Here is a 16,520-nt window from a genome sequence, read left to right on the forward strand (position 1 = left end):
TCCTCTGCCGCGCCGGTCACGTGTCAGCGACCCGACTGTAGATTCGGATGCGTGGGTCCTCCGCCTCGAAGCGTTCTTTGACCTCGCCGGGCAGCGTCTCCGTCTGTCCGAGCACGAGGTGGCCGCCCTCACGGAGGGATTTGCTGACCGTGTCGAGGATCGGAAGCTTGTACTGCTTGTCGATGTAGATGCAGACGTTCCGACACGCCACCAGATCGAACCCCGATTTGGGGTCGCCAGTGATCAGGTCGTGGCGCTCGAAGGTCACGAGGTCCTTGACGCGGTCGTTGACGACGAACGCGCGATCGCCCTCGCGGTCGACGTACTCCTGGGGGTTGTCTAAGAACCCCAGTTGGTCGCTGATGTCGGCGGTGCGCGTGCTTTCGTATCGTCCCGCGCGTGCTCTCGCCAGCGCGTCCTCGTCGATGTCGGTGGCCAGAATGGAGACGTTCCGGGGGTCGAGGCCGGCGTCCAACGCGAGCATCGCAAGCGAGTACGGCTCGCGGCCGTCCGCGCAGGCCGCACTCCAGATGTCGATCGAGCGCACGGTATCCGCGAGCTCCAAGAGCACGTCCCGGAGCGCGGTCCACACTTTCTCGTCGCGGAAGAACTCAGTGACGTTCACCGAGAGGGTGTCGAGCAACTCGGCGCGTTCGTCGTCGTCGTCCTCCTCGAGCAGCGTCAGGTAGCCGGCGTACTCCTCGACGCCGCGGCGGCGCATCCGCGCGGACACGCGCCGGTCGAGGTACGACTCGTCGTAGTAGCTGGTTGCGAAGCCGGTCTCGGTCTCGATGAACTCAAGCAGGGTTTGGAAGTCAGTCAAATTACGTGCACCTCGGCATCAACTCGGTCTATGGTAACATCCCCACTGCTCGGACTAAAGGACACCGACCGTCCGCTGTCCCCGCCGGTTTCGGACGCGAGCAACTCGATGTCCGCGTCGGCCAGCGCGCGTTCGGCGGCCGACACGTTCCGGGAGCCGACGCTGTCCCCGATCGAGAGGTCGAGCATCGTCGACCCGCCGGCGAGTTTCGCCGTGAGGCTGCTCGGGCTCGCGCCCAGGCGGAGCAGCGCCGACACCATCTCGTCGAGACCCGAATCGACGTATTTCGCGGGCGTGTCCACGGGGCCGTCGGCTTCCGGCAGCATCGCGTGCAACAGTCCGCCGGCACCGCTGCGCGCATCACGCACCGCGATGGCGACACACGATCCCAGCCCGCTCGTGACCAACACCGCGTCGTCGTCGTCCGTGACACGCCAGTCCGCCACGCCAACGCGGATCGTCACGACTCCTCACTCGCGTCGGCGGCGAGGTTGTCAGCGATGTCCGCGAGTTGATCGGCGTCTTCGGGGCTGGGGAACGTGCAGACCCGACACGTCACGTCCGGCCCGAGTGTGATCGTGGCGTTCACCACTGCGATGGTGTCCGCGCGCTCGCCGTAGGCTGCCGCGACGGTGTCAAGGACGGCACGACCGGCGTCACGGACGTGGGACGGCGTCGAGATGTCGATCGTGGTGTCCAGTGCGTTCGCCCACTGGTCGATGAACCCACTGGCGGTGATGTTGCCCAGCTCCGAGACGGCACTTTCGGCCATTTCCGCGCCGGCATCGGCGTCCCCGAGCAGTAGCTCCGCGACCGCACCGGGCTCGGTCTCGTCGAACAGGATCGCGATGACGCTGTCGACGACCCCCTCGCTTTCGAAGATCGCGCCCTCGTAGGCGGCGTCGTCGAGCAGCGATGGCACCCGCTCGACGGGCACGAAGTCCACGTGTGACTCCACGAGCGTCGCGTCCGTCCCGGTCATCATCTCCAGGTGTGAGGAGACGGCTTCGGCGCTCACTGACGCCACCTGGATGTGGTTGGCGAGATCCGAGAGCGCGAACTCCGCGTCCGGCTCGGTGACGTACGACCCGAACGACTCGACGTCCGGGAGGACCGCAAACCGGCAGGTGCCCTGCGTCGAGGACAACACGATCTGGCTCTCGAAGACGAACGCACAGTCGTCGATGACCGCAGCGTCCTGGACGACGCGGTGCTCGTCTTCGAGGCGGTCGGGCGGCTCGATCTCGATGGTGTCCTCGTCGTCGGCCGCCCAGACGTCGACGAACCCGCTGGTGAGGATGTTCGCGACTTCGGGCAGCGCGGCAGCTCCGACGCCGAGTTCGTCTTCGACGTGGTTGGCGAACGCTTCGTCAAACGACAGCACTGCACGACCGGTGAGTGCGCCGTCGAACTCGACGCTGATGCGCTCCCAGGAGTCCCCCAGGAACACCGACAGTCCGTCGGCGTCGACGAGCGCGGTTCGCGTGAGCTGGCAGTTGGCAGGAATACCCGTAAGCGTCTCCAGAGAGTCCGCCGCGCGCTGACCGCCTTCGTCGCCCGTGCGGCTGAACGACGCAACGGCGTCGAGATCGACACGCATTTTAGATACTGTTGATCATCGAGACGAACGCCTCGATGTCGGGGAACGAGTAGATTTTCGCCTCGACGTTCGCGTCTGGGGCGTGTAGCTCCGCGTCGAACACCATCGCGATCTCGTGTTCGCCGGGGTCGACACAATGACTCGCAATGTCCTCGCCGGACGCCCGGATGAGCTGTGGCGTGGAGATGTCGATGGTGCGGCCGAGCACGTTCGCCCAGCCGTCGATGAACCCGCTTGTCATGATGTTCCCGACCTCACGGATCGCGGACCGCTCCATGTCGCTGTAGCCGCCGCCCTCGCTCTCGATGCCGCCCATCATCGTTCCGGCGACACGGCGTGCGCTCTCGTCGTCGAACAACACGAGCACCGACCCGTAGGGCTGTTCTTTGAGCGGCACGCTCACGCCCACCTGCTTGGCGGCTCCCAGGTGTGCGCCGAGGTCCTCGACGTCGATGACGTTGATCTTCGTGATCTGCATCTGGGTCTCGACGCCGGTCAGCTGGCTCATGTTCTCGGCGACCGTCGACGCTCCTTCCCGGGCGAGTTCGTTGACGGTCTGTAACCGCCGAATGTCGATCATTGTGCTCATGATTACAGCGTAGCCACGTCCAGGATGGTCACCACGTCACCCTCGCCGAGGACGGCCGCCCCGGACAGCCCGGGAATCCCGGAGAGGATGCCTTCGAAGGGCTTGACGACGACCTCTTCTTGGCCGCGAACGTCGTCGCAATGCACGGCGACCTGTCGCTCCGAATCACGGATCCGGACGAGCATGCCGTCGCCGTTCCGCGTCTCGTCGGGGACGTTCAACGCGTCGCCGAGTCGAACCAGCGGGTACACCGTCTCGTCGTAGGTGATGACCTCTTCGCCGTCGACTGATTTCACGGACTTCATCCGCGAGATCTCGTCGACTGTCTTGATCGGAATGCCGTACTCCTCGCCACCGCTCTCCACGAACAGCACCTTCACGATGGCGACAGTCACCGGCAGCGTCATCGTGAACGTCGTTCCCTCGCCGGGCGTGCTGTCGACGGAGACGCTCCCATCGAGTCGCGTCACCGTATCCCTGACCACGTCCATCCCGACCCCGCGCCCGGAGACGTCGGTCACCTCGTCGTTCGTCGAGAACCCGGGATGGAAGACCAGATCCTCGACGTCGTCGTCGGGCATGTCCTGGACCTCCTCGCGGGTTTTCACGCCTTTCTCGATGGCTTTCTCCCGCATCGTGTCGTGGTCGATGCCGGCGCCGTCGTCTCGGACTTGGATGAGCACGTGATCGCGGTCGCGCTCGGCGGACAGCGTGATCGTCCCCTCGCGGTCCTTGCCGTTGTCCTCGCGCACCGCCGGCTTCTCGATCCCGTGATCGACCGCGTTCCGCAACAGATGCATCAGCGGATCGCTGATCTCCGTGAGGATCGTGCGGTCGAGTTCGACGTCGTCGCCCTCCACGACGAAGTCGATGTCCTTGTCCTGCTCGCGGGCCAGATCCCGAACGAGACGGGGGAACTTCCCGACGATCTTCTTCATCGGGACCAACCGCATGTCCATCACGGTGTCCTGGAGGCTGGAGGTGATCTTGTCCAGCTCGTCCAGCTCGTCGAGCACCTCGCGGTCGCTCTCCTCCATGCCCCGCCGGAGCTTGATGCGGGTGGTGACCAACTGCTCGACCAGCCCGTGGAGCTCGTCGAGCTGATCGACGTCCACGCGAACCGACTGGATCTCCGTGTCCGTGTTGTCGATCGCCGAGGACCCGCCGCTGGAACTCCCGCTGTCGGCGGTCGTCCCGGCATCGTCCGCATCGTCGTCGGCGCTGGCGTCCGCCTCGGTCCCGCTGTCGGCGTCTGGGGCGTGCTCGTCGTCGCCGACGGCGGTGACCGTTGCGTCCGACAGCTTGGGGAACGCCGCCACGGTGTCGCTGACCTCGTCGCTGGGCGTCGCGACGACCAGTTCGAAGCCGTCACCGTACTCGCCGTCGTTGATCGCGTCCGGCGACGGCTCGGCCCCGAGCAGATCGAAGGCCTCCGTGGCCTCCTCGAGTACGAACATCCCGTCGACGCCTTTCATCTGGGAGTCGCCCATGTCGATGTGGATGTGGTAGACGGGGTCCTCGGCGGCGTCGATGGTGTCCGCCTCGACGACCCGCGTCGCGTCCACGTCACCGTCGCCGGCCGGGCTGCCGGCGTCGCCGCTGCTGGTGGTGGTGTCGCTGCCACCGTCCTCGTCGACCTCATCCAGCACAGCCCGCACCGACTCGATGGTGCCGGTGACGTCTCGGTCCACGTCACCGGTGGCCTGGATCTCGTCGAGGCAGGCTTCGATGCCGTCGATCCCCTCGAAGATGCGGTCCATCCTGTCGGAGGTCACTTCGAGGTTGCCCTGCCGCATCTCGTCGAGCAAATCCTCGACGGCGTGGGCGAGATCGCTTGCGTCCTCGAAGCCCATCGCGCCGAAGTTCCCCTTCAGCGTGTGGGCGGTCCGGAATATTTCGTCCATCGCCTCCTCGTTGCCCGGGTCCGACTCCAGCTCCAGCAGGGCGTTGTTGAGGCTGGTTACGTGTTCTTCGCCTTCACGAACGAACGCTTCGAGGTAGTCGTCCATGTCACGTCGTCCTCCGTATCGAATCCGCGATCGCTTCAGTTAGCTGATCGACCGGCAACACGTCGTCAACGCATCCCGTCTCGATGGCGCGCTCGGGGATCCCGAACACGGCGCTCGTGGCTTCGTTCTGCGCGAGCGTCGCGCCACCGGCGTCTTTCACGGCACGCACGCCGTCCGCTCCGTCGCTGCCCATTCCGGTCAGTACGACCGACACGAGCGGGTCGGTAACGCGCTCGGCAGCACTCTTGAACGTCACGTCGATCGCCGGCCGGACGCTGTGCAGGCGCTCGCTTTGGTCCAATCGCACCCGCAGTCGGCCGTTCGAGTACCCCGAGACGCGCATGTGGTAGTCGCCGCGCGCGACCAGCCCCTCGCCGCCACCGATCCGTGAGCCGTCCTCCGCCTCGGTGATGTCGTACTGGCTCGCCGCGTCCAGCCGGTCGGCGAACCGGGACGTGAACTGGTCGGGCATATGCTGGACGATCAACACCCGGAAGTCAGCCTCCGCCGGGAGCGACGCGAGGATCGACTCGACGACGTTCGGCCCGCCGGTCGACGCGCCGATCAGCAGCGTCGGATTGTTCGCGTACTCGCTGGTGGTCGCGTCCGGCGGCGACGCCGGCTCCATCTCGACGTCGTGGCCGGCGGTTGGGTCCGCGCTCGCGACGCGCTCGACCGCCGCCACCAACTCCTCGCTGTGCCCCGACAGCTCCGTGGAAATCGTGCCCCCTGGCTTCGCGAACGTGTCGATCGCGCCTTTCTCCATTGCCTCCAGGGTGGCGTCGGCGTCCTCGGTCGTGAGCGCGGACACCATCAGGATCGGCGTCGGCTGCTCGCGCATGATCTCCGCGGTCGCCTCGATCCCGTCCATTTCGGGCATCTCGACGTCCATCGTGATGACATCCGGCTGGACGTCCGTAACCGCGTCCAGGGCGCGTGCGCCGTTCTCGGCGGTCCCGACGACGTCGACCCCGCCGTCCTCGAGGATGTCGCTGATGACCGTGCGCATGAAATGCGAGTCGTCGACCACCAGTGCCTCTGTCATGCGGTGAGCACGTCCGAAATAGCGTCCATCACACTCGGTTTCTGGAACGGCTTCGTGATGTAGCCGTCAGCACCGGCTTTCACCGCCTTTTTCATCTTCTCCTCTTGGCCGATGCTGGTGCACATGATGATGTGTGCCCCGGCGTCGAACTCCTTGATCTCGGACGTGGCCTCGATGCCGTCTCGGATGGGCATCACGATGTCCATCATCACGAGATCCGGATCGTACTCTTTGTACATCTCTACGGCCTCAACCCCGTTCTCGGCCTCGTCAGCGATCTCGAACTCCTCCTCAAGAATCTCCCGGAGGAGATTCCGCATAAACTCGGAGTCGTCGACCAGTAAGACCTGCTTCGCCATGCCCTCTCGTTGTGCCAAGGGGCTAATAAACCCAACTGACCGATTATCAGACCTGATTGTCGATGGTCTCGTCTGCCGACACCGAACCGATGAGCTTGTCGATGTCCAACCACAGCACGAGCGCCACGTCCTCCTCGGCGGCGTCCGCCTCGCCCGGCGGCGTCGCCCCTTTTCGGATGACGCCGCGGACGAGCTCGCTTTCGATGGCCGACGTGCCGATGCGGTCGAGGCGGCTGCCCCGGTCGATCTGGTGCTCTGCGTAGCCCGACACCTCAGTGACTTCCGCCACACGGAGCCCGATCTTCTGTTTGTCGTCGGCGCGATCGAGCACCAGAATGTTGTCCGAGTCGTGGTCCCCGTGGATCGCGAGGAACTCCCGCGGATCGACGATCGCCGTGGTTTCACCCCGCAAGTCCATGACCCCCTCGACGGCGTCCGGCGCCCGGGGCACACGCGTCACTTGCTTCGACTCGACGATGCTGTCGACGGCCGCGATGTCGATCGCACACACCTCGTCGCCGAGTTTGAACTCGACGACGTGTGCGGCCTCCTCGACCACCCGGTCGGCGTCTTCGAGGTTCATCACTGATTTACTCAGGGGGCAGCAGCCTCAAAACTGTTTCGCGCATCACACCACGACGGGAGCGCTACCGGGGGAATTTGAGGCCGTCGTCGTCGTCGACGGTCTGCACCAGATCCTTGATCGAGTCGTCGGGACCGAGGTCGTTGGCCTCCAGGTACGCGATCAGTCGCTTGGTGGGATATTTCACCTGCACGCTCGACTCCCCCAGAAGGATGCCCAGCGCGCGATCGATCGACGTCGAGCCGGCGAGCTGGCGCGCGTACCACACGAGCAACCCGTCGAACGCGGCACCGACGTCGTCGGTTGCGAGTTGCTGGTGGGAGATGTCGTCGCCGTACTTCGAGGCGATGTGGTAGGCGTACTTGCTGTCGTGGGTGTCTAACTCCTCGGCCAGCCACTCTTTGACGTCCCGGCCGGTGATCTGTGGCTCGGGGGGCTGTTCCGTCGTGTTCCCGCCACCGCGGTCACCCTGTGGGGGCTGCTCTCGCTGTGGGGCGCCACCCTCGGCTGCGCCGTCGGCGGGCGCGCTCGGCGGTCCGTCCGGCCCGATGACGTACCGGTCCTCGCCGATGGCCGCGACCTCGTCCTGCTCCTCGATGGCAAGCTCGTCGGGGGAGAGCACGCGGTCGTCGTCGTCCTGGTCGCCACCGGATACCATGCTGTTCAGTTGGCAACCTGTGGGCTAAAGTCTTGTCGCAATCGTGACGGGGTGCTGTCATTGGTCGGGCACCCGCCGGCAGCACACATTTCATCCCGGCCACCGACTCACGACCCATGACATGGGACGCCGTCGGTGCACTCGACGACGCACTCGCAGAGACCCGGGCGTTGCTGACGCCGTTGGATCTCGGTGTGTGGAGCCGGCTCGCCGTGATCACGCTGTTCGCGGGCCTGTCGGCTCCCCAGACGCCGACCGTCTCCGTGGACGCGCCCCCCAACGCCGTAATCAACGTGGCGCAGGCAGTGACCACCGCGGAGATCCGTCTGGCCGTGGCCGCCATCGGCGTTACTGTGGTGGTGGTCGCTACCGTGGCAGCCGCCCTCGGCGCGGTGATGGAGTTCGTGCTGGTTGCTGCCGCGCGCTCCCAGGTCGTCCGCATCGCGGCCCCCTTCCGCGCCCACCTCGCCGCCGGGCTTCGGCTGCTCGCGTTTCGGATCGTGATCGTCGGGTGTGGGCTGGTGGCGAGTGCGCTCGTTGCCAGCCCCATCGGCGCGGCGCTGGCGTTCGACCAGGCGTGGTGGCTGCTGGCGCTGGTGGTGACGCTGCCCCTGGGTGTGGTGGTCGGTGTCGGCGCGGCGCTCGCGTCGGAGTTCACGACGGCGTTCGTGGTGCCGCTGATGGCCGCCGACGGCTGCGGTGTGCGCGAGGGGTGGCGACGGCTCTCACCGGTTGTGCGCGCCGACTGGCAGGAGTTCGCGGTCTACGTATTGGTGAAAGCGGTGTTGCTGTTCGGCGCGAGCATCGCGGTGGGGTTCTGTGTGGCTGTCATCGTGGTGCCGTTCGGGGCGGGCGCGCTGCTCGCGGGCGCGGTTTCGGGGGGCGGCGCAGCCGTGCTCGCTGTGACAGGGGTCGTGGGCGTGGTAGCGGTCGCCGCCGTCAGCGTGGTCTCGATGACGTTCCTGCGGTATCACTCCCTGTTGGTGTTGGACCGCTCGGCGGTCGCGTTCGCGCTCAGGTGATCGCAAGCGGGCGCTCACGGAGGGACCGGCCGGACTGTCGGTGCGGGACTGTGGCACCGACGGCAACGGCCAGGATCCGGGAGTCCCGCAGCGCGACCGACAAGGCATTTCACCCGCCAGCACAGACCCCACTGGTATGTTCCCACGGCTGGAGTACATCGACTGGCTTTCCGGCCGGCCCGAGGTCGCGTTGTACGACCTCGGGTCGAGCGCCCTGCGCGGCGACCGCGACCGCCAGCCCGCGGTGGTTCCGGAGCCGCTCGCGGGGCTGTCAGATCCGCCCGCCGGCGCAACCCTCGAAACCCAGATCGCAGGCGAGTACGGCGTCCACCCGGAACAGGTGTTGGTGACTCCGGGCGCATCGACGGCGAACTTCGTCGCGACGGCGGCGGCGCTCTACCCGACGGCCGGCACTGACGAGAACGGTGACGGCGGAACGCCCACGGCGCTCGTCGAGAAGCCCGGCTACGAGCCGCTGGTGGCGGCCCCCCGGGCCGTCGGTGGGCAGACCAACCGCGTCCTCCGGCCGGCCGACGACGACTACCGGATTTCGCCGGCCCGGATCGCGGCCGCCGCGACCGAGGACACCCAGGTGGTCACCGTGACGAACCGGCACAACCCCAGCGGTCGCCTCGCTGACGTGGACGCGCTCGCCGACGCGGCGGCCCGCGCCCGAGAGGTGGGCGCGCGGCTGCTCGTCGACGAAGTGTACGCGCCGTTCACCGAGACGGCGAGCGACGGCCCCTTCGGCGGGCCGACCGCGGTCGGGATCGACTCCGCAGTCGTGACCGGGTCACTGACGAAGTTCTTCGGGCTGCACGACAGCGGTGTGGGCTGGCTCATCGCCGACGCCGAGTTCGTCGATCGCGCTCGGTCGGTGCTCCGGCACATCCCGGGGCCCGCCGCGTCGAACCGCGCGCTGGGGATGCGGGCGCTGCACAACCGCGACGCGCTCGCCGACCGCGCGCGCTCCCTCGTGGCCGAAAACCACGGCCTGCTCGCGTCGTTCCGCGACGCCCACGACGACCTCGTCGCCGGCACCGTCCACGAGGGCGCGCCGTACGCGTTCCTCGACCCGCGCGAGGCGGACGGGGACGCGGTCGCGGCGGCGGCCTGGTCGGAGGGCGTGTTGGTCGTTCCGGGCCGGTTCTTCGACGATCCCGGCCGGATCCGTGTCAGCCTCGGCCGCACACCGGACCACGCCGTCGCGGCCCTGGACGCACTGGCGGGCGTGCTCGCGGACGGCCCGTAGGATCGCCCGACGGACAGCCGTCTGACGCCGGTCGGCCGCGGCTTGAAGACTTAAGGGCCTCCCGCATTACCCAGGTAGCATGGACGCAGACGCAGACGAGATCACCTCGCTGGTCGGTCGCGAGGTGTACTCGAACAACGGCGTGTTCGTCGGCGAAGTCGAAGACATCCAGTTGAACCTCAACGCGGAGGCCGTCACGGGGCTCGCACTCACGGAGCTCAACGCCGACCTGTTCGCCGCACAGATGACCGGGCAGAAAGGCGTGATCGTTCCCTACCGGTGGGTGCGTGCGGTCGGCGACATCATCCTCATCAACGACGTTGTCGAGCGCTACGAGGGCGACGATGCGGACAGCGAGATCGCAGTCTGAACCGGGCGGTCTGCGGGCTAGTTGCCGTTGTTCGAGCTCTCCGATTCGACGCCCATGGCGTCGAAGAGCTTCCTCGTGACGGCTTCCTCGGTGAGATCCAGCAGCGTCTCACGGTTCTCCTCGGTCGTCTCGATGCCGGTGAAAATGCCCAGCGGGATCTCCGCGCTGGCCTGCGTGGAGTGGCCCGCGGAGTCGCCGATGTCAACGAACGCGTCGGCCAACACCCGGCCGATGTTCAGCCGGATGTCCTTGGACTGCGCGTCCAGGTAGATCGTGTCGTCGACGATCCCGAACACCGCGGTCGTCGTGATGCCTTCGAGGTTCAGGAGCTGTGAGGCGGCCTGCGAGAGCGCGTCCCGGTCGCTGATGAACCCCGCGTTCGACACCAGGTGGCTGCCCTGGACCTCGCGGCTCGCGATCGCCTCCGCGAGCACGTCGAGCGTCTCCGGGCTCATGTTCGGGGACTCGACCTGTTCGAGCGTGTCGTGATCCGCGAACGGGTAGAGGTAGGCGGCCGCGGTCAGGTCGGCCGGCGTCGTGTCCCGGCGGAAATCGAGCGTTTCCGCGCGAATCCCGTAGAGCAGCGCCGTCGCGACCGTCTGGCTGACCGACAGGTCGAACTCCTGGATGTACTTGGTGAGGATCGTCGAGGTCGCGGAGACGCTCGGCCGCACGTCGGCGAACTCGGCGGTGAGCGACTCGTCTTCGAGCTCGTAGTGGTCGATGAAGATGTCGACATCACGGTCGATCGACACCGCCCCGGCTTTCGCGGGGTCGACCAGCGCGATCGTGTCGTAGTTGTCGATGTCGACGTCGCTGTACGGCGTGAGTTCGATGTCCAGGAGGTTCACGAACGCCCGGTTCTCCTGATGGCCGATGTCCCCGAAATAGAGGATTTCGGCGTCCACGCCGAGATGGCCGGCGACGGCCTGCAGCGCCGCGGCGGCCGCGATGGAGTCGGGGTCGGGGCTGTCGTGGGTGATGATCGCGAACCCGCTCTCGGTCCCCGACACGACGTCCGCGAGCTGGCGGGCCTTGTATTCGAGCTCCCCGGACTCCAGGGCGCGCAGCGCCGCGTCGGAGATCACCGACGACGGATTGATGACCACGTCAGCGCCGAGCTCGGTGAGCTCGTCGCTCGTCACCGGGTCGCTCGCCCGCACCACGACGAACTGGTCGTCGTTTCGGGCGCGGATGTTCTCGACGGCGGCCTCGTTTGCGTCCACGTCCGACGCCATCACCAACACGACATCCCGCGTGTCGATCAGCTCCGCAACCTCCTGGTCGCGGACGTTTGCCACCTGCGCGTTCAGATCCTGATCGCGCAGCGCTTCCACGCGGGATTCGTCCTTGTCAACGATGAGAACGTCTTTGCCACGTTCGACCAACTCCTCGGCGACAGCGTGGCCCACGCTGCCACAGCCAAGGATCGCGTAGGTGGACATCGAGGAGATGGTGGCCCGGCTGCTCATGTTGTCACGGGATTGCGGCGGCCGTCACTTACGCGTTCCGACCGCTAGCCGACGACACGTCCGCGAGTAGGCAGCGCAGCCGTCGGGCCCACCGCGTATGTCAACTACCGTCGGTCAGTTGCCGCGAATCAGAACGTATTTGAGTGCCAGCCGGTAATATGGGGATGCGTTCGGGCCGGTAGCTCAGTCTGGCAGAGCGACGGACTCTTAATCCGTCGGTCGCGTGTTCAAATCGCGCCCGGCCCGCTTTCTCGAAGCCGAACACAGCGTTGGTTGGTAGCGCCTGCTGGCTCGTACCGGTTGGACCACCGCGCCACCCGCCCAGAGAGCATGTCCCGTACCACTCGGCGTCGCGGTGTCCCGGCGCGCCCGGCCTGACCGAGCCACATTACAGGGTGGACCACAGGACAGCTCGGGATCGAGAACCGCGACGGAGTGGTGAGTCGGTGCTGTGACGCTCTGATCACCACGCCAAGCCTGTTCAATACCCACATCGCGTTTCCCACGTGCGTCCGTGATAACGCGTTTCGAGACACGACCTTGTCGCGTTGCCGGTAGCGACTCGCGGCTGACCTCATCGGCGTCGGCGACTCGGGAACGAGCGATGCGGTCGTGCTGTTGACAGGCAGTAGATTAATCCGGGGTGCGGTGCTCCGGCCTGCATGGTGAGTCAGCGAGCCAAGACAGTCCTCGGGCTGGCACTGATCGCTGTTGGTCTCATCCAGGTTGCCTCGTTTGCGTGGAACAGCAACCTCGGATACTCGGCGTCGGGGCTTCTGTACGTTGGCATCGGTGCTGCATTTCTCTGGGCCGAGGTGTACACCACATCGGCGTGAGAGCGCACCACATGGCCGTCTCAGCGAGCTAATCGCCTGCGGCTGGTTTTTCGGTGTCTACGTCGCCAGTGAGCCAGTCTCTCCCCCGGCCCGAGAGGTGGTAGACGCCACGGCTTTTGTCGACGTGTTCGGCTATCATCACCGGTGTTAGTCGTCGCTCGTGGGTCCTCTCGTCCCGGAGTCGTTGGAGAAGATCGCTGTCGACGGGGGTGATCTATTCCGCCAATCCCTATGGCTGCTCGGTCGACTCCGTGCGCGTCCAGAACCCCACGACGACAGAGGTCGGTGCCTGATGGCCGCCGAAGGCCGCGACGACGCCGGAGAGTCTGGCGGCCGTGCCCGATTAGAGCGTCGACAACGATTCACCACGTGAGGTAGCTGGCGACATCCGCGATCACCGGGATCGCGAGGACGATGAACGCGAACGCTCGAAAGGACCCCACGGCGGTCTTGGCAGTCGGAGAGCGCGTAGAGCGGGCCGACAGCGAGGGTACATCGCGAGGGCGGGCGTGTGTTCACGTGGACGAACGTAGCCGTGTAGAATGGTAAAACGAGGCCAGATCATCACTCGATAGATTCACTCCACTCTGCTCTGTTGAATCCGCAGACGATGTTGGGATGAGGTTGCTCTGTGCTCTCTCAGGAGCGCTGTGAGTTCCGAGATGGAGCCTTCGCAGAGAGCGTGATGATCGAGATCACGAGTAAATCGATCCAATTCCTCGTCGGGGGATATCGAGACAATCGCGTCTCTGTCGATCGCGATCCCCGTGTTATCGCCGGATTCAACAGAGCAGGACTAACCGACCCACGCTAGATGATCGGAACAGCTGCTTAATCGCCGTCCCCGGACGCTGGCTCGTTCCCCATCGCGCCCGCCCTGAACAACAGCACGGCACCGGTGATGACCGCCAAGAACTCAAGCACACGCTCCGAACCTGGCGCTTCGGAGAGCAGCGACGTCGTGCCCGAGGTGTACACCGCATAATAGCGCCCGTTAGCGTCGGCCACAACCGCTTCTCGTAGATCCGTCTGAGACTGGCTCGCCCCGGTTTCAACCGCCCGCTGGACTGCTGGCGAGTACTGATCAACGGGGTGCGAAACGTCCGCTACCGCCTGTGAGGCGTTCACTCGCTCTACGCTGAGACGATATGATTGCGCCGACTCGTTCCAGCCTGTGACGCGTTCGAAGACACGTCCGTCACCGGGGAACGCAAGATACCGATCTCGGGCAGCAAGCGACGGGTCTCCGTCGACATGCCGGACACCGGGATACGATGCGGAACGTGAGCGCTCAGTGAGCAGTGCGGATTCAAACCCACAGGTCCGAGTCGGGGACCGCTCCCTGAAGCAATCGAGTCCGTTGATCTGTTTGAGCCTCGGTGAGTCTTGTCGAACCTGTACTCGGTCGTTTTCAATAGTGAGCTGTGTGGCACTGTACTCGTGCTCGGTTCCTGTGACGTCCAACAGGGGTGCCCAGAATGGAACCGTGAGTAAACACAGTGCGAGTATAACGAGCGCGATTCGAGGAGGGCGGTCGGTCATATCGACAGGTATTGGTCTAGCGTTTGTATGGATTTTGGTCAATAACAGGATCGGTTCGTCATCGATCTGGGCTGTTGACGCCGATGGCGACGGGGAGCACTGTTTGAGCGCCTGTTCGAGGGGGGAGACTGTGACGGCCACCACGCGTTCACGGAATTCGCGGGACCAAGCGTGAGGGTGGCCAGGAGGATACAGAGAGCACCAATAGAAGGGAGTCACAGGTCAACGAGAACCTGAATACGGACATCTGCGCTGAACCAGTAGATAGCGAGGGCAACATTTCTGACAGCCGCTTTCAAAACGAGTTCTCGGAACTGCCCGAATCACGTACGAGCCCGAAGTGTTTCTCACGACGGCGGAGGTCGGTGCCTGATGGCCGTTGTGGGTACTAAAAATGTTGGCTGGGAGACCGTCGGGTTCGTGCGCGCCAGTGACTGCCGCACTCGCGTCCTCGACGCGCTCGGCTATTTGACTTGGACTCAACGGTATGCGGTATGAGATGGATATATGTTCATTCCCTGAGTTGCCAGAAGTATGTTTGAGCCTGAAGACTGGGAAAAATACCCACGTATGGCATTATTTATAATCCTAACGACAATTATTGTAGTTCTTCTAACATTCTTTCTAAGTCTCCTTGTGAACCGTCTCATCACAACTACTTCAACGATGAGTACGGCAATAGACGTGGTCAGCTTGGCGGTGAATACACTACTAACCCTAACCTTAATCCTGATCTACCGCGATATACGGGAATCAGAGGCCGGTCAAGAGTCGTCGATGGAGAAGCAAACTCAGATTCTTGATACTCAAAAGGACCTACTGGAAGCTCAATTCGAGCCAATTCCGAGTGTATCGTTTTCTGAGGGCGATATTAATGAAAACAAAATTGACATTACGTGTAAAAACAGTGGGACTGGCATAGTACGTGGGCTCGATCTGGAAATTAGTTTTTTTGTATTGGAATCTGTCACACTAAACGATGGCGTCAAAGTTAGCAGAGGCCACCCCATTCCCTTGTCTGAGATCGAAGAAACAACAGAAAGTGTGATTCGAGTAGATAACAGGCAAGGTCAGAGGGTGGATTGCCGAAGGGGAATGACTGCGAGAATCACCTCGCTCCAATATGCAGGAACGAATGACAAAGAAAGATCTCGAAGTGAGCCTGTAATTAGAGCAAACGAAAAAGAAAAATTTACTGCCGAAATACAAATGATGGAGTACAGCGGCCCGTACGCTCATCCTGGGGACGCCATGCCAACTAGTTTCGAAAATGCTTACGACTTCCTATCGGATCAGGGGTACGATTTTGTAGGATATAAATTAAAATATACATATAAAAATGTTCTGGGTAAAGGGTGCGAGGAAGAGATAATTGATGTAAAGATGGCAGATTTGAGTGAGGATTTCAGCTTTGAGAACATATATCAGAACTCCAATGGAATGGATTCACCAATGGGTAGGGGCTGGTGGTGAAAACACTCACATAGTAATCTAAGAACAGCAGTCACTCACTCCATCATCGAATGCCCGTTTGGCTATGGTTGCTTGATTCTATCCTAAGTACTATTCGAGTTCCGCGGTATTGAGGTCGCCATTGAGCCACTCGCTCCCCCGCTCGGAGAGTTGATAGAGCGCGCGGTCTTCGTCGAAGTACTCGACTAATCCGTATTCCCGAAGAACCATCATGTGTTCGCGGACGGTTTGACTGCCCCAATCAATGTTGGCCGCTATCGCGGTGGGGTTGAGAATCAGTTCCTCGGCCCCCTTGTTCTGCAGTTGTTCGAGGATGTCCCTATCCACGGGCGTCATCCACGACGCTAACTGGGGCTTCGGCATACTGAATTTCAGTCATCTATGGGCGTATTACTATTTTCATGGCCTGTAACGCCCGTATATTTGTGTTTGAGGTACAAACAAAACTATTGGTAAGGAATAAGTGGCAGACAGACACAACGACTAGGTACAGGAGTCAAAGTGTCGAAAGAGTGCGAGCCTCGCTGCACCAACAGCAGGCTCGCGCGGGCTCCTGTACCGCAGCTACAGAAGCCATGCTAGAGTCCACCGACAACGCTGAAGAGCGTTCCGACGGCGCACAGCATTTCGACTGTCCGAACTGCGGGCGGGGGGTGCAGGCGGTCACACAGCACGGGCCGACCGACGCCACCGCCAGCCCGTGCGGGTGTTCGATCAGCCCCGCGCACATCGACGCCCTCATCGCCGGGCGAGACGACGACTGACGCCGCCACGCCGCGACGCCGCCCGCCAGCGGGCTGCGTCGCCGGGCTCGCGCCCCCGTCAGCCCGGCGCAGTCGGCGCGGACGACCACGCAAGGTTGATGGTTCGGGATTCGAAATAATCAC

Annotated in this window: 18 protein-coding genes and 1 tRNA gene; 7 read left to right on the forward strand and 12 right to left on the reverse strand. The window is 63.8% G+C overall.

Annotated features, from left to right (window positions below):
• Positions 1-16: 16 nt before the first annotated feature.
• The 9 genes from cheR to ACOZ32_RS09050 form a co-directional block, all read right to left on the reverse strand.
• Complete coding sequence (gene cheR / locus ACOZ32_RS09010; RefSeq protein ID WP_012289253.1) at positions 17-823, reverse strand: protein-glutamate O-methyltransferase CheR; 807 nt, start codon at positions 821-823, stop codon at positions 17-19.
• Entirely contained in the window at positions 820-1,287 is a 468-nt protein-coding gene (locus tag ACOZ32_RS09015) for a chemotaxis protein CheD (RefSeq protein ID WP_136361299.1), read from the reverse strand. Before ACOZ32_RS09015 ends, cheR begins: the two co-directional genes overlap by 4 nt.
• Positions 1,284-2,423, reverse strand: a complete 1,140-nt coding sequence (locus tag ACOZ32_RS09020) for a chemotaxis protein CheC (protein ID WP_136361300.1) — start codon at positions 2,421-2,423, stop codon at positions 1,284-1,286. The genes ACOZ32_RS09015 and ACOZ32_RS09020 overlap by 4 nt, the downstream gene beginning before the upstream one ends.
• Position 2,424: 1 nt before the next feature.
• The gene (locus ACOZ32_RS09025) at positions 2,425-3,012 is read right to left on the reverse strand and encodes a chemotaxis protein CheC (protein WP_010902689.1); all 588 of its coding nucleotides are present in this window, start codon (positions 3,010-3,012) and stop codon (positions 2,425-2,427) included.
• Positions 3,013-3,014: 2 nt separating this feature from the next.
• A complete protein-coding gene (gene cheA, locus ACOZ32_RS09030) occupies positions 3,015-5,021 on the reverse strand; it encodes a chemotaxis protein CheA (RefSeq protein WP_424335155.1) in 2,007 nt (668 codons plus the stop codon).
• 1 nt (position 5,022) lies between these two features.
• Complete coding sequence (gene cheB / locus ACOZ32_RS09035) at positions 5,023-6,066, reverse strand: protein-glutamate methylesterase CheB (protein WP_136361302.1); 1,044 nt, start codon at positions 6,064-6,066, stop codon at positions 5,023-5,025.
• A complete protein-coding gene (gene cheY / locus ACOZ32_RS09040) occupies positions 6,063-6,425 on the reverse strand; it encodes a chemotaxis protein CheY (RefSeq protein WP_010902692.1) in 363 nt (120 codons plus the stop codon). The genes cheB and cheY overlap by 4 nt, the downstream gene beginning before the upstream one ends.
• A 46-nt stretch (positions 6,426-6,471) precedes the next feature.
• Positions 6,472-7,008, reverse strand: a complete 537-nt coding sequence (locus tag ACOZ32_RS09045; RefSeq protein WP_010902693.1) for a chemotaxis protein CheW — start codon at positions 7,006-7,008, stop codon at positions 6,472-6,474.
• Positions 7,009-7,072: 64 nt separating this feature from the next.
• Complete coding sequence (locus ACOZ32_RS09050; RefSeq protein ID WP_136361303.1) at positions 7,073-7,666, reverse strand: DUF7500 family protein; 594 nt, start codon at positions 7,664-7,666, stop codon at positions 7,073-7,075.
• A 116-nt stretch (positions 7,667-7,782) separates the two neighbouring features.
• Between ACOZ32_RS09050 and ACOZ32_RS09055 the strand changes: the two genes are divergently transcribed.
• The 3 genes from ACOZ32_RS09055 (at position 7,783) to ACOZ32_RS09065 (ending at position 10,310) form a co-directional block, all read left to right on the forward strand.
• Positions 7,783-8,688 (forward strand): DUF7544 domain-containing protein, encoded by a 906-nt coding sequence (locus tag ACOZ32_RS09055; protein ID WP_424335156.1) that lies wholly within the window; start codon positions 7,783-7,785, stop codon positions 8,686-8,688.
• 136 nt (positions 8,689-8,824) lie between these two features.
• Positions 8,825-9,940: a pyridoxal phosphate-dependent aminotransferase gene (locus tag ACOZ32_RS09060; RefSeq protein ID WP_010902696.1), complete on the forward strand. Its 1,116-nt coding sequence runs from the start codon at positions 8,825-8,827 to the stop codon at positions 9,938-9,940.
• A 79-nt stretch (positions 9,941-10,019) separates the two neighbouring features.
• Positions 10,020-10,310: a PRC-barrel domain-containing protein gene (locus ACOZ32_RS09065; RefSeq protein ID WP_010902697.1), complete on the forward strand. Its 291-nt coding sequence runs from the start codon at positions 10,020-10,022 to the stop codon at positions 10,308-10,310.
• A 17-nt stretch (positions 10,311-10,327) separates the two neighbouring features.
• On the opposite strand, the gene ACOZ32_RS09070 is transcribed toward ACOZ32_RS09065, so the two are convergent.
• Complete coding sequence (locus tag ACOZ32_RS09070; RefSeq protein WP_205251696.1) at positions 10,328-11,782, reverse strand: DHH family phosphoesterase; 1,455 nt, start codon at positions 11,780-11,782, stop codon at positions 10,328-10,330.
• A gap of 172 nt (positions 11,783-11,954) precedes the next feature.
• Between ACOZ32_RS09070 and ACOZ32_RS09075 the strand changes: the two genes are divergently transcribed.
• Together ACOZ32_RS09075 and ACOZ32_RS09080 are read left to right on the forward strand one after the other, a co-directional pair.
• Positions 11,955-12,028 (forward strand) — tRNA-Lys (locus ACOZ32_RS09075).
• Positions 12,029-12,444: 416 nt separating this feature from the next.
• The gene (locus tag ACOZ32_RS09080; RefSeq protein ID WP_168731186.1) at positions 12,445-12,618 is read left to right on the forward strand and encodes a hypothetical protein; all 174 of its coding nucleotides are present in this window, start codon (positions 12,445-12,447) and stop codon (positions 12,616-12,618) included.
• A gap of 831 nt (positions 12,619-13,449) precedes the next feature.
• Here ACOZ32_RS09080 and ACOZ32_RS09085 read toward each other — a convergent pair.
• Positions 13,450-14,160, reverse strand: coding sequence for a hypothetical protein (locus ACOZ32_RS09085; RefSeq protein ID WP_424335157.1), 711 nt, complete (start codon positions 14,158-14,160; stop codon positions 13,450-13,452).
• A gap of 534 nt (positions 14,161-14,694) precedes the next feature.
• Here ACOZ32_RS09085 and ACOZ32_RS09090 point away from each other — a divergent pair.
• A complete protein-coding gene (locus ACOZ32_RS09090) occupies positions 14,695-15,633 on the forward strand; it encodes a hypothetical protein (protein ID WP_424335158.1) in 939 nt (312 codons plus the stop codon).
• Positions 15,634-15,723: 90 nt separating this feature from the next.
• On the opposite strand, the gene ACOZ32_RS09095 is transcribed toward ACOZ32_RS09090, so the two are convergent.
• Positions 15,724-15,996 carry a winged helix-turn-helix domain-containing protein gene (locus tag ACOZ32_RS09095; protein WP_424335159.1) on the reverse strand — a complete coding sequence of 91 codons (273 nt, stop codon included), beginning with the start codon at positions 15,994-15,996 and terminating at the stop codon, positions 15,724-15,726.
• Positions 15,997-16,208: 212 nt separating this feature from the next.
• On the opposite strand from ACOZ32_RS09095, the gene ACOZ32_RS09100 reads away from it, so the two are divergent.
• A complete protein-coding gene (locus tag ACOZ32_RS09100) occupies positions 16,209-16,397 on the forward strand; it encodes a hypothetical protein (RefSeq protein ID WP_205251701.1) in 189 nt (62 codons plus the stop codon).
• Positions 16,398-16,520 lie beyond the last annotated feature (123 nt).

The organism is Halobacterium sp. MBLA0001, assembly GCF_049705385.1.
Classification (GTDB): Archaea; Halobacteriota; Halobacteria; order Halobacteriales; family Halobacteriaceae; genus Halobacterium; species Halobacterium salinarum.

What these genes read in the sequence shown, in the direction of transcription:
- ACOZ32_RS09020 (WP_136361300.1), bottom strand. Translation starts at nt 2,423, where the DNA reads ATGCGTGTCGATCTCGACGCCGTTGCGTCGTTCAGCCGCACGGGCGAC.
- ACOZ32_RS09025 (WP_010902689.1), bottom strand. Translation starts at nt 3,012, where the DNA reads ATGAGCACAATGATCGACATTCGGCGGTTACAGACCGTCAACGAACTC.
- cheA (WP_424335155.1), bottom strand. Translation starts at nt 5,021, where the DNA reads ATGGACGACTACCTCGAAGCGTTCGTTCGTGAAGGCGAAGAACACGTA.
- cheB (WP_136361302.1), bottom strand. Translation starts at nt 6,066, where the DNA reads ATGACAGAGGCACTGGTGGTCGACGACTCGCATTTCATGCGCACGGTC.
- cheY (WP_010902692.1), bottom strand. Translation starts at nt 6,425, where the DNA reads ATGGCGAAGCAGGTCTTACTGGTCGACGACTCCGAGTTTATGCGGAAT.
- ACOZ32_RS09045 (WP_010902693.1), bottom strand. Translation starts at nt 7,008, where the DNA reads ATGAACCTCGAAGACGCCGACCGGGTGGTCGAGGAGGCCGCACACGTC.
- ACOZ32_RS09050 (WP_136361303.1), bottom strand. Translation starts at nt 7,666, where the DNA reads ATGGTATCCGGTGGCGACCAGGACGACGACGACCGCGTGCTCTCCCCC.
- ACOZ32_RS09055 (WP_424335156.1), top strand. Translation starts at nt 7,783, where the DNA reads ATGACATGGGACGCCGTCGGTGCACTCGACGACGCACTCGCAGAGACC.
- ACOZ32_RS09060 (WP_010902696.1), top strand. Translation starts at nt 8,825, where the DNA reads ATGTTCCCACGGCTGGAGTACATCGACTGGCTTTCCGGCCGGCCCGAG.
- ACOZ32_RS09065 (WP_010902697.1), top strand. Translation starts at nt 10,020, where the DNA reads ATGGACGCAGACGCAGACGAGATCACCTCGCTGGTCGGTCGCGAGGTG.
- ACOZ32_RS09070 (WP_205251696.1), bottom strand. Translation starts at nt 11,782, where the DNA reads ATGAGCAGCCGGGCCACCATCTCCTCGATGTCCACCTACGCGATCCTT.
- ACOZ32_RS09080 (WP_168731186.1), top strand. Translation starts at nt 12,445, where the DNA reads ATGGTGAGTCAGCGAGCCAAGACAGTCCTCGGGCTGGCACTGATCGCT.
- ACOZ32_RS09085 (WP_424335157.1), bottom strand. Translation starts at nt 14,160, where the DNA reads ATGACCGACCGCCCTCCTCGAATCGCGCTCGTTATACTCGCACTGTGT.
- ACOZ32_RS09090 (WP_424335158.1), top strand. Translation starts at nt 14,695, where the DNA reads ATGTTTGAGCCTGAAGACTGGGAAAAATACCCACGTATGGCATTATTT.
- ACOZ32_RS09095 (WP_424335159.1), bottom strand. Translation starts at nt 15,996, where the DNA reads ATGCCGAAGCCCCAGTTAGCGTCGTGGATGACGCCCGTGGATAGGGAC.
- ACOZ32_RS09100 (WP_205251701.1), top strand. Translation starts at nt 16,209, where the DNA reads ATGCTAGAGTCCACCGACAACGCTGAAGAGCGTTCCGACGGCGCACAG.